The sequence below is a fragment of the Candidatus Phytoplasma stylosanthis genome, from assembly GCF_032886435.1.
Classification (GTDB): Bacteria; Bacillota_I; Bacilli_A; order Acholeplasmatales; family Acholeplasmataceae; genus Phytoplasma; species Phytoplasma stylosanthis.
On sequence record NZ_JAUZJP010000011.1, the window covers coordinates 1 to 12415 of the forward strand.

The 12415-nt window shown below is 21.4% G+C and carries 12 protein-coding genes; 6 read left to right on the forward strand and 6 right to left on the reverse strand.

Annotated features, from left to right (window positions below):
- From Q8777_RS01850 to Q8777_RS01870, 5 genes are all read right to left on the reverse strand, one after another.
- The coding region (locus Q8777_RS01850) for an acetate/propionate family kinase (protein WP_318749451.1) at positions 1-953 on the reverse strand (953 nt) is incomplete at its 3' end.
- Positions 954-2288: 1335 nt separating this feature from the next.
- The gene (locus Q8777_RS01855) at positions 2289-3389 is read right to left on the reverse strand and encodes a metal ABC transporter permease (protein WP_318676055.1); all 1101 of its coding nucleotides are present in this window, start codon (positions 3387-3389) and stop codon (positions 2289-2291) included.
- Positions 3390-3391: 2 nt separating this feature from the next.
- Positions 3392-4471 (reverse strand): metal ABC transporter permease, encoded by a 1080-nt coding sequence (locus Q8777_RS01860; RefSeq protein WP_318676054.1) that lies wholly within the window; start codon positions 4469-4471, stop codon positions 3392-3394.
- Between the two features lie 31 nt (positions 4472-4502).
- Positions 4503-5246: a metal ABC transporter ATP-binding protein gene (locus tag Q8777_RS01865; RefSeq protein WP_318676053.1), complete on the reverse strand. Its 744-nt coding sequence runs from the start codon at positions 5244-5246 to the stop codon at positions 4503-4505.
- Positions 5243-6346 carry a zinc ABC transporter substrate-binding protein gene (locus tag Q8777_RS01870; protein ID WP_318676052.1) on the reverse strand — a complete coding sequence of 368 codons (1104 nt, stop codon included), beginning with the start codon at positions 6344-6346 and terminating at the stop codon, positions 5243-5245. Before Q8777_RS01870 ends, Q8777_RS01865 begins: the two co-directional genes overlap by 4 nt.
- A 1208-nt stretch (positions 6347-7554) precedes the next feature.
- Between Q8777_RS01870 and Q8777_RS01875 the strand changes: the two genes are divergently transcribed.
- The 6 genes from Q8777_RS01875 to Q8777_RS01900 all read left to right on the forward strand — a co-directional run bounded on the left by Q8777_RS01875 (position 7555) and on the right by Q8777_RS01900 (position 11627).
- Positions 7555-8502, forward strand: coding sequence for a rhodanese-related sulfurtransferase (locus Q8777_RS01875; protein ID WP_318676051.1), 948 nt, complete (start codon positions 7555-7557; stop codon positions 8500-8502).
- Positions 8503-8667: 165 nt separating this feature from the next.
- Positions 8668-9006, forward strand: a complete 339-nt coding sequence (gene rplU / locus Q8777_RS01880) for a 50S ribosomal protein L21 (RefSeq protein ID WP_318676050.1) — start codon at positions 8668-8670, stop codon at positions 9004-9006.
- A gap of 4 nt (positions 9007-9010) precedes the next feature.
- The gene (locus tag Q8777_RS01885) at positions 9011-9316 is read left to right on the forward strand and encodes a ribosomal-processing cysteine protease Prp (RefSeq protein ID WP_318676049.1); all 306 of its coding nucleotides are present in this window, start codon (positions 9011-9013) and stop codon (positions 9314-9316) included.
- 30 nt (positions 9317-9346) lie between these two features.
- Positions 9347-9640, forward strand: a complete 294-nt coding sequence (rpmA, locus tag Q8777_RS01890) for a 50S ribosomal protein L27 (RefSeq protein ID WP_318676048.1) — start codon at positions 9347-9349, stop codon at positions 9638-9640.
- A 23-nt stretch (positions 9641-9663) separates the two neighbouring features.
- Entirely contained in the window at positions 9664-10941 is a 1278-nt protein-coding gene (obgE, locus tag Q8777_RS01895) for a GTPase ObgE (RefSeq protein WP_318676047.1), read from the forward strand.
- A gap of 26 nt (positions 10942-10967) precedes the next feature.
- A complete protein-coding gene (locus tag Q8777_RS01900; RefSeq protein WP_318676046.1) occupies positions 10968-11627 on the forward strand; it encodes a hypothetical protein in 660 nt (219 codons plus the stop codon).
- Positions 11628-11721: 94 nt separating this feature from the next.
- On the opposite strand, the gene Q8777_RS01905 is transcribed toward Q8777_RS01900, so the two are convergent.
- Positions 11722-12117, reverse strand: a complete 396-nt coding sequence (locus tag Q8777_RS01905) for a hypothetical protein (protein ID WP_318676045.1) — start codon at positions 12115-12117, stop codon at positions 11722-11724.
- Positions 12118-12415 lie beyond the last annotated feature (298 nt).

Here is a 12415-nt window from a genome sequence, read left to right on the forward strand (position 1 = left end):
ATCCCTTTTAACAATACATAATAGCTAGCTATATAATCAACTATTCTTTTCACTTGAACATTAAAAGCTAAAATAGTTCTTTTATCTTTTTGACTCAACATCTTTTCTAAAACACGACAATCATTAGAAATTCCAGAAATACCTAACATCCCAGATTTTTTATTCAAAATATCTAAAATTTCTTTAGTAGTTTTTCCTTCTTTTTTAGACATAAAAGAAATAATAGTTGGATCTATGTTTCCGCTTCTGGTTCCCATTGGAACACCTTCTAACGGAGTAAGACCCATCGAAGTATCTATAGATTGTTTCCCTTGAACAGCGGCCAAAGAAACGCCATTCCCAATGTGACAAATAATCATTTTTAAATTATTTTTTTTAAAAATTTTTTCAGCTCTTTGAGAAACAAATTGATAAGAAATACCGTGAGCTCCATATTTTCTCAACTTGTATTTTTGATACCATTCATACGGAAGAGCATACAAAAAATTTTTTTCAGGAATTTTTTTATGAAAAGTAGTATCAAAAACTCCTACTTGTAACACTTTAGGTAAAATCTGTTTAAATATTCTAATACCTAAGACATTAGCAAAATTATGTAAAGGAGCTAAATCATTTAAACTTTCTACTTTATCAATGTTTTCATCTGTTAAAACAACAGAATCTTCGAATAATTCTCCTCCTTGAACAATTCTATGACCAACGCCTTGTATTTCTTCCAAAGAATTAACAATTTTATTCTTTATTATAAAATCTAGTAATAATTGAATAGCTTGATTATGATCTGAAATTAAAAGAATTTGTTTTGTTTTTTTTTGTTCAAAAGAAAAATTAAAAATAGCATCTTCATAACCTATTTTTTCAATAGAACCATTAAAAATAACTTCTTCTGAAGGCATATTTAATAATGTAAATTTTAACGACGAACTTCCTGAGTTAATTGAAATAATTTTCATAAGAATTTTAATGTTATTAATCTTTCTATATTTTTTAATATTTTTATTTTTACATATAACTATATTCTAAAGTAAAAAAATTAATTTTATTAATAAAAAATAAATAAATTTTTTAAATGAATATTTAATTTAATTGATTATTTCATAAATATTAAAAATAAGAAATAATAATAAGATCATCGATGCAAGGAACAAGAGATTTTTAGTAGTCAGAGGAAATAAAACATTGCGTGGAATAGCAATGCTAATCGCCCTCCCACGGATCTTAGAAAAACTAAGGACAAGGCTGAAGATAAGTCTCAGTGACCTTTTAATAATAGGCATAAGGCGCATTGCAGGTTGCCTATAACAAGAACATAGTTACAAAAGAGAACATAGTTCGCGGAGGCAGTAAAACAATCCTAAAAATAGAAATATTAGAAATATTATAGGTTGCCAAATAAAAAATTGTAATAAATAAACTGCAGACCGTGGGATAAAACATAGTGATTCCAATAACTCTAAACGCTTGTTATGGTTATGTTATGACAAAAATGAAAATTTTTTTGCGAAGGGCATGGAAAGCAGTATGCTTGGAAACTTGCTCGTATGGTTTGGAGGGAGGGCTGTTTGTAATAGATAGCAAAAAGACAAATCCCGCTTTCGAAACGCAAATAATCTATTCCTATATGAGAATCGACCATCCAAGAAGGAGGCGAAAGAACTCCATAGGAAAAAAAGTTAGATTTATAATGTTTATTCAGTTTGCAAGAAAGGAGATTGATATTAATGTAATCAATTAAAGAAGTACGCCACACCCTTTTTGCTACATAATGTTTTTTTAAGAAATTAATAATAAATATTCTAATTTTTTTTTATTTTTTTATCTTTATCTAAAAATTAATTTTTTGTCAATTTTCTTTTCCTTTCAGTATTTATTTTAAAGATTTTTGTAAAAAACAAAAAAAACAACTTTAAAATTGGTCTTTATTATTAATTTTTTTCTTCATTTTTTATTTTATGTTCTTTAATAGAAACTTTTTATATTTGTTTTGTAGTGAATGATGGGCGGGTATAGTTCTGCGGTTCTTTTTTATTCTTTATTTTTTTAAAATCCCGATAATTTAAATCTAAACTTATTTTTAAACTTATTTTTAATTTCATTCATTTTTTTGGATAAACTCTCAAAAATATTTTAAATTCCATATTACATTTGCATTATATAATAAGAAATAAAAAAAGAATGAAAATATATCAGATCAATTTTAAACAATTATTATAACTGGTTATAATTAAAAGGTAATGAACATAAAGTCAAATTTTTATAATTTATTTTTTTATCTTAATTAATTTATTTTAGATTGAAAAAAATTTTTTATTTTTTTCGTATAAATATTTTTTTCCATGTTCTGTAAGAATTAATTCTTTTTTTTCTATTTTAATATATTTTATTTCAATGGCTTTTAGTAAACATGTTTTATATTTTTTGACAGACCATTTTAAATCATTTTTAACTTCTTGAATATAATTTTTTTTATTTTTAGAAATATTATTGTCTAAATGCATTAATAAAATAATTATCATAAAATTTTTTTTTTGAAAATAATTTCTGATTATTTTTTTAAAAATACCATTTTTTGGTTCAAAACATAAAATAATTAAAAAAATAACCAAGATAACTACAGAAATTATACCTGATACTGGAAGATCCAAATAAATTCCTAAATAATAACCTAAACATACACTTATAAAGGCTATCCAAAGAGATAATAACCAACAACTCCATAATTTTTTTGTTAATAGTATTGCTGTCGAAGCTGGTCCAATCATACAAATAATCGACATCACAGATCCAACTACATCAAAAGAAATAACTACTGTAACAGAAACTAAAGTCATTAAAAGATAATTTATTAAAACTGTAGAAAAACCTAAAATATTAGATAAAGAAGGATCAAAAATAGAAATTTTTAATTCTTTATATATAAAAACAACAAATAATATATTTAATATAAAAATAGGTATGATTTTATATAATTGTGAAATATTAGTTAATTCGATATTACCTAAAAAAACAGCATCTGAATCTATATGAATTCCTCTAATTTTAGTACTAATAATAATAATTGCTATAGAAAAGAAAAAAGTAAAAACAATTCCAATAGCTGAATCTTTGGAAATTTTATTATTTTTAGATATTAATTCTATTAAATAAAAAGTTAAAATTCCTATTAAAGTAGCTCCAATAATTAAAAAAGGAGAATTTAAATTTTTTGTTATTAAATAAGCTATAACAATTCCTAATAAAACACTGTGACTAATAGCGTCTATAATCATAGAAAATCTTTTTAAAATTAAAAAAACACCTAAATTAGCTAAAGATAGAGAAGAAAAAATTAAAACTAAGAAAACATCAGTTTCGAAATAATTCACAATTTTATTTAATATATCAATCATAATTAAATTTTTCCATTTATTAAATTTTCTACTAAATGAATTCCTTTAGTAGTGATAATAATTTTATTTTTTTTTCGATATAAATAATTTTCTTTAAATAAAAAGTTTTCTATTTTAGATTCTTCATCATTGTCATATTTATTATGATAGTAAAAATGAATTAATTGTTTAAATTTCTTAATTTTATTTCTATATTTTTTTTGTTTTAATAATTTTTTTATAATTCCGTATTTAGGAGAAAATAAACAAGTTAAAATAATAAAAATAGTATTTATAACTATAATAATAGGTCCTGTAGGGACATCTTTTATAATAAGATTAATTATTATTCCGATGAAACTAGATAAAAAAACCATTACAGAAGCAATTATAATATTGGTTGATAGTTTATCACTTATTTGACGAGCAGCAACCCCGGGCATAATTAAAAAAGCACTAGTTAGAATAATACCCGTTATTTTCAAACTAATTACAATTAATCCAATCAATAAAGTATTTAAAATTAAGTTAATTAAAACATTATTTAACCCAATACTTTTAGCAAAAAATTCATCAAAAGCAAAAACTTTAAATTCTTTCCATAATAAAGCAACTGTAAAAATAGTTAAAAAAGTCAATATTCCTATAGAAATAATATTTTCTTTAGAAATTAAAGCTATTTGACCTAAAATAAATTTTTCTAAAACTGCGATAGAACAATCTTCTGTTCCTTTTTGTGCATAAGCTATCAAAATATTGCCTAAACCAAAAAAAGAAGCAAGAATTAAAGATAAAATAGTATCTGATCTAATTTTTGAATATTTTTTTATAATTTCCATTAAGATCAAAGATAATATAGAAGAACTTAAAGCACCAAACCAAATAATTAATTCATTAGTTGATTGAAAAATTATGTAAAAAATGGCTATTCCTGGTAAAACAGTATGCGAAAGAGCATCACCTACCAAAGCTTTCTTTTTTAAAATAATAAAAATACCTAATATTCCAGATGATATACCCAATAAAAAAGAACCTATAAAAATTTTCAAAGTAGTATAGGTTTTCAATAATTCAAAAATAGAATCTAGTTCACTACAAATCATATATTTAATTACCTTTTTTATTTGATATTTATTAATTTTTTTCTTCCTTTTTTTTTAGTTGATAATTTTGAAATGTTTTTTGTATATTTTCTTTATTAAAAGTATTTTTAGTTTCACCACTAGCTATTTTTTGAATATTTAATAAAATGACATGGTCAAAATATTTTGGAACAGTTGTTAAATCATGATGAACTACAACAATAGTTTTCTTTTTTTTTTGTAATTCTTTTAAAACAGTTATTATTTTTTCTTCTGTATGGATATCTATTCCCTGAAAAGGCTCGTCCATTAAATAAATATCTCCTTCTTGCGCTAAAGCTCTAGCTAAAAAAATTCTTTGTTGTTGCCCACCTGATAATTCTGAGATTTGACGTTTTATATAGGGCGTCATACCTACTTTTTCCAAGGATTCTAAAGCTATTTTTTTATCATTAATAGTGGGTCTTTTAAACCATCCTAAATGACCATATCTTCCCATTAAAACCACATCAAAAACAGTTGTAGGAAAATCCCAATCTACAGAATTTCTTTGCGGAACATAAGATATTTTTTTTCTTATTTGATTATATTTTTTATTATGAAACAAAATTTCTCCTGAAATTTTAGGAATTAATTCTAATAAAGTTTTAATTAAAGTTGATTTTCCTGCACCATTAGGTCCTAAAATAGCTGTTAATGAACTTTTATAAATATCAATATCAATATCCCATAAAACAGGTTTTAAATGATAAGCAACAGTCAAATCTCTAATTTTTATAGCTATTTCTTTTTTCATGATAAAAACCTTTCAATAACTTTTATATTATTTAAAAAAGCTCCGATATAAGTTGAATGTTTGTAATTATAATTTTTTAAATTTTCTGATTTGTTTTTTGTTCCTAAAGAATCAGAATACAATTCTTCATCTTGAGGGATTATAATATCACTTAATCCTCTTTTTTTTCTTAATTTATCAATTTCTTCTTTTAAACTTTTTAAAGAATCTTTTGGCATCGAACTTTCCGTAAAAATAGCTTTGACATTATTATCAGCTATTTCTTTTGCTAATTCGATGATATTTTTCATGTTTGCTTCTGTTTGTGTTGAAATACCTTGAATAGGTTTTAAAATAAAACTACAATCTTGTTTTTGTTTTATTAAAAAATTTTCCCAATAAGAAAAAGCATCATGTGCTGTTACTATAATTAACTTATTCCCTTTTTCTTTTATTTTTTTTTTTAAATTAGTCATTCTTTCTATAATGTTTTCTCTTAAATCATTTAATGATTGTATAAAAAGACTATAATTATTTTCCAAATATTCTAAATCTTTACAATTTTTTTCCGAAATCATTTTTTTTAGTTTTTCATTTAATTTGAATATAACTTTTTTCCATAAATCTATATCAAACCAAATATGAGGATCACAATCTTTAGATTCTTCTTTTTCTTTTATTTTATCTTTTTCCTCTAAACTTTCTTCGCCAGCCTTCCATAATTTATTATTTTCTTTTAAAATTTCAAGAGCTTCGATCATTTTAGCTTCTAAATGTAAACCATTTGCCACAACTAAATCAGCTTCTTTTATTTCAATACGATCAGATAATTTAGTTTTATAATTATGTGGATCTATTCCTATCCCCATTAAAGAAGGTTTGCAAAAAAAAATTTCTATTTTTTTATATTCCTTGTTTTCTTCTGGGTTTACATCTCCAATTAGATGTTTAATAGCATCTTCTAAGATGGTATTTGTTGGGATTATTTTTATTATATTTTGTTCTGATTTATTTTTTTTTTCTAATGAAAATGGAGAAAAAAATTTTAATGCAGGAACTATTAAAACGAAAAAGGTTATAAAAATAATGATTACAAAAGATTTAATTTTTTTTTGAAACATTGTTTATATTCACCCTAGTTAATTTTTTATCTTATTATCTGTTTTTTATTCTTTTAAAAAAGAAAAAATATTTTATATTTTATAACTTTATAGAACTTTAACATTTTTAATAAACATTTCTTTTTGAAATTATATTTGTTGTTTATGATCTAATCTGATCATAAAGTTTTTTCTCATTAAAAAAAGTTTGTTCTTAGTTGTTCATTTGAAAATACTTCTGTTTTTAAATTCAATAATTAATTAATTAACAGTTAAAGTTGTTAAAAGTTAAAAAAAATGTAATTTTTATATTTTTATTAAAAGTTTGTTCTTAGTTGTTCATTTGAAAATACTTCTGTTTTTAAATTCAATAATTAATTAATTAACAGTTAAAGTTGTTAAAAGTTAAAAAAAATGTAATTTTTATATTTTTCTTAAAAATATAATATTTTATTGTCTATACCATTATATGGTATTAAATTATTTTTTAATATTTTAAGTTTATTCATTATAATATTAGACAAAAAATATATTTATATGATATTGTACTAATATTAATTCATCAACATTATAAATTTTTTAAATATTTAACCCCTTTTTTTATTTTAAGTTGTAAAATCAAAGAATTAAAAAGTTTTGTTTTCATTATTTAAAACAAAAATTATATTAGAAACCAATTTTTTTAAAATTTAACTTTTTTGATATTTTTTGCTTCAAACCATTTTATATTTTACTATGAGATATAGTAAGTTTTAAAAATTATGTTTTTTTATTAGATATAGCGATTACTATGCATTACATGTAATAATAAATAATAATTATATGGCAGACAGGTAAATATAAATTAAGATGTTTTAGAATAATATATTAAGAAATGTTTATATTTTCTTATCGAACGTACATTCACAATATAATATATTGTACCATAAAAAATCATAAAAAAATGTATATTTTTTTTAAAAAATATCAAAAATGACAAAAAAATTATAATCCAATTATAACTTGATTAAATAAAAAATATTTTTTTATTTGAAATAATCTTTTTTAATTTTTCGTTACTACTAATATTTTTTTGAATTTTAACTTTAAATTACCTTTAAAAACTTTTTAAATTTTTTTATCTTTCATCATAAATTAGTTTTTTTATATTATAATATAAATATGAAAATTAAAAAGTTATTTTAAATTTCTAATTTTTATTTTAAGATAAGGAACTTGTGATTTTTTAAATGTCTAACTATATAGAAACAGAAAAATTATATTTTATCATATCGTACTATAATTATACTTTTATTGAAGAACCAGAAAATTTTAAAAAAGATCAATACCAATATTGTAAAAAATTAGGCATTTTAGGAAGAATAATTATTTCTCATGAAGGAATAAATGGTACTTTATCAGGTTTAAAAAAAGATGTCTCTGAATACATGCAATATTTAAAAGAAATTAAAAATTTTGCAAAAGTAGAATTTAAAATAGATTCTTACCATGAACATGTTTTTCCTAGGCTTTCAGTTAAAGTTAGAAAAGAAATAGTAAGTCTTAAATTAGAGGAAGATTTTTTTCCTGAAAAAAATTCTGAAAATTATTTAAATTCAAAAGATTTTTTAAAATTTTTACAAAAAGAGAACAAAGAAGATTTTGTTATTTTAGATGTGAGAAATAATTATGAGTATAATTTAGGTCATTTTAAAAACGCTATTAATCCTAATATTAATCATTTTCGTGATTTACCAAAATGGTTAGAAAAAAACTTAGATCTTTTTGAAAATAAAAAGGTCTTAACTTACTGTACTGGTGGAGTTCGTTGCGAAAAGGTTTCTCTTTTTTTAAAATCTAAAAAGATACATAAAGTCTATCAATTAAAAGGAGGAATTATTGAATATAGTCAAGATGCAGAAGTTCAAGGTCAGTTATTTGAAGGTAAAGTTTATGTTTTCGATAAAAGAATATCCAATGAAGTAAATAAAAAAGAACATGTCATAGTTGGAAAAGATTTTTTTGATCAAACACCATGCGAAAGATATATTAATTGTTCCAATCCAGAATGCAATAAACAAATTTTATGCAGTGTGGAAAATGAAATAAAATATTTAGGAAGTTGTTCTAAAAAATGTATGGAAAATAAAAGAAATACTTATTTTTATAAAAAAAATTTAAATAAAGAAATTTTTTAATATTTTTTGTTGTACATTAAAAAAATGTATTATTATTTACGTTTGTCTTGTTAATTGATATATAATTTATTCATGTGTTATATCTTTTATTTTTTCTTTTATTTTTTGTATATAAAAATGAAAATGATAATGAAAAAAATATCATTTAGAAAAGGAGTTTTATTTATGTTAGCTATAATTAAAACAGGAAGTAAACAATTTAAAGTATCTGAAGGCCAAGAAATTTTTGTTGAAAAATTACCTCTTGAAATAGATCAAATTCATGTTTTTGATAAAGTTTTAGCACTTGAAGATAATAAAAATAATATTGAAAATGATAAAAATAAAAAAATTATTTTAGGAACTCCTTTTATTGACAATGCTAAAGTTGAAACAAAAGTTATTAAACATGGCAAAAATAAAAAGATTATTGTATTTAAGTATAAGAGAAGAAAAAAATATCGTTTAAAAAAAGGTCATAGACAGCTTTACACTAAACTTTTGATTACTAAAATTACTTTTTAATTAAATGATTAATTACTCTTTTATTAAACAAGATGATAAGTTTAAAGAAATTATGATTAAAGGTCATTCTTTATATTCTTTTAAAAATAATGATATTGTTTGTTCCTCTGTTTCTACAGTTATCATTTCAACTTTAAACACTATAGAAATTTTTAAATTACAATCCAAAATAAGTTTTAATTTAAGAGAAGGTTTTTTTTTACTCAAAATTTTAGATTTTGATGAAACGATAAATAATTTGTTATTAAATTTAGAATACACTTTAAAAAGTTTAAGTGAAATTTATCCTAAAAATTTGAAAAAAGTATAAAATTTATTATTGAAGAGGTATAATTTTATAATGTTAAAATTAAATATTCAGTTATTTGCTACTAAAAAAGGTGTTGGAGCAACCAGAAACGGAAGAGATTCACATTCTAAAAGGTTAGGCGCTAAATTATCTGATGGACAATATGCACACAAAGGTTCTATTATTTATCGTCAAAGAGGAACTAGAATTTTTCCTGGCAATAATGTTGGAATTGGTAGAGATCACACTTTATTCGCCTTAATTGATGGAATAGTTAGATATGAAATTAAAGGAAAAAAAAGAAAACAAGTTTCTATGATTATTTTTGATAAAAAAATAATGTAAAAAACTTTTTTCAAAATAAATAAATGAATTTTATAGATAAAACAATCAATTTCATTAAAGCTGGTAATGGTGGTAATGGAATTGTTTCTTTTAGAAGAGAAAAATATGTTCCTTATGGCGGACCTTCTGGTGGAAACGGAGGAGAAGGCGGTTCTGTTATTTTTATCGGTGATGCTGGAATAAATACTTTATTTCAATTACAATATCAACATAAAATTGAGGCTCATAATGGTTCTAACGGAAAAAGTAAAAAACGAAACGGAGCAAAAGCCAAAAATTTATTTGTAAAAGTTCCTCTAGGAACATTAGTTTATAATGATGAAAATCAACAGTTTATTGGTGAAATTTTAGAACATAAATCTACTTTATTAATTGCTAAAGGCGGCAAGGGAGGGCGTGGTAATTATTCTTTGTCAAATTCCAAAAACAAAGTTCCTTCTTACGCTGAAAAAGGAGAATTAGGTGAAAGTTTAGTTATTAGAACAGAATTAAAAATTCTAGCTGATGTTGGATTAGTTGGGTTTCCTAATGCAGGCAAATCTTCTCTGATTTCTAGTATTTCTAACGCTAATTCTCGGGTAGGTCCTTATCCTTTCACTACCATAAGACCTTTTCTTGGAACAGTTAATTATAAAAATTTTAAATTCACAATATCTGATATTCCTGGTTTGATTAAAGATTCTCATTTAGGACGTGGAATGGGAATTCGTTTTTTGAAACATATTGAAAGATGTAAAATTTTAATTTATGTATGTAGTGCTGATAATGAAGATGTTTATGAAAGTTATATTCAATTAAAAGAAGAATTAAGAAAATATAATCGCGAAATTCTAAAAAAACCTCAACTTATTTTATTAAATAAAATGGATTTGATAGGTTCTCTAAAAAAGTTTGTTTCTTTTCGAAATAGTTTTTCTGAAGATATAGAAATTATTCCTTTTTCTGTTTTAAAAAAATTTAATTTTGATTATTTAAAATATAAAATTAAATTAATTCTAGATGATTACAAAGAAAATTATAAAGAATTAAATTCTTATTGTTCTTTTAACAATTATAAATTATTTAATTTAGAGGAAGAAGAAAAGTTTAATATTTATAAAGATCAACAAGGATATTTTGTTTTAGAAGGGAAAAAAATACAAAAATTGTTTCATAAAACTGATTTAAATAATTATGAATCACTTAAAAAATTTTCTTATTTATTAAAAAAAATGGGTGTTGAAGAAGAATTAAGAAAAAAAGGTATGACTGATAAAGATTCAGTTAGAATTTATGATTATATTTTTGAATTAATTGATTAATTTAATTTAATGAGTGAATAATAAGTATGTTTGTTAATGATAAAAAAAATTATTATCAAAATAGAACCAATCTTTTAAGAAGGATTGTTATTACATCTTCGATATTATCTTTATCATTTGTTTTGAAATTTTTTTCAGATAAAATTATTTGGGAACATAGTTGTAGACAATTAAATAGATTTGTTTTTTTGGATTGTTTAAGTTTTCTTCCTTTGTTTTTTTTACCATTATATTCTGATAGGTTTTTATCTTTTATAGGTGTCTTTTTATTAGAATTTAGTTTTTTTTATTTTAGAGGTACTTTAAATAACATATTTTTATATAATCCTCTTTTGAGTTTAGTATTTGCTTTTTGTTTAGGATTAGTACCTAGTTTTTTTTTGAAACAAAAAAAAATTAATTTTTTTAAAACTTACATTTATATAACTTTTATTTTTATTACTTATTTTTTTATTTTTTATATTCCTTGGCTTCTTATGTATAAATTTGTTTTTTGGAATTTTAGTTTGAAAAATATCTTTAATTTTAACTTAATATCAGGCCAAACCCAAGATGGATTTTTAGTCAAAAAAGGTTTTTATTTATTATGGGCTTTAATTATTAAATTTTTATCTATTTTTGTCTTTTCTTTTTTTCTTACTTATTTTTATTGCAAAATAAAAAAACAAATTTTTTTATTTTTTTAATTTTTATTATTAATTATTTTTCTTTTCATAAAAAAAGAATCTCTTTTTTATATAGAGATTCTTTTTTTATGAAAAATTTGTTTTATTTTTATTTTCAATATTTATTTAATGATTTTTTTTTTACCTCTTTAAATAAATATTTAAATAAATTTTTTTTGTTTTTATTTTTGATTTTTTTATCTACTTTTTTAGATTCTTCGATTATATTTTCTGATTTAGATTCAGTTTCAATTGTTTTATAATTTTCTTTATCTTCTTTTAATGAAACTTTTTCTAAATTTTCATTATTTATAGAATTTAAATCTTTTTGTGAAATTTTTTCACATTCTTCGAATTCTTTTGAAAAAATTTTATCAATTTCCTCCGTATATTCTTTATCTAAATTTTTATTATCAATAGTATCATCAATAATTATTTCTTTTTCGATAAAAAAATCGTTATTACTATTATCTATTATTGATAATGGTTTTTCATCAGATTCTAATTCCATACTAGTTAAATTTTCTTTAAATGGTATGTTTGATTCTAAATTATCTTTTTGAAAATAAAGGTAAACACAACAAATAGTTGTAAATAAAACTAAACTAGGAATAATAAATAATATTATATTCCTTTTATACTTATTATTTGTATTGATTATTATATAATTCCTCTTACTAAATTTAATTTTTAATTTTTAATTTTTAATTTTTAATTTTTAATTTTTAATTTTTAATTTTTAATTTTTAATTTTTAATTTTTAATTTTTAATTTTTAATTTTTAATTTTTAATTTTTAATTTTTAATTT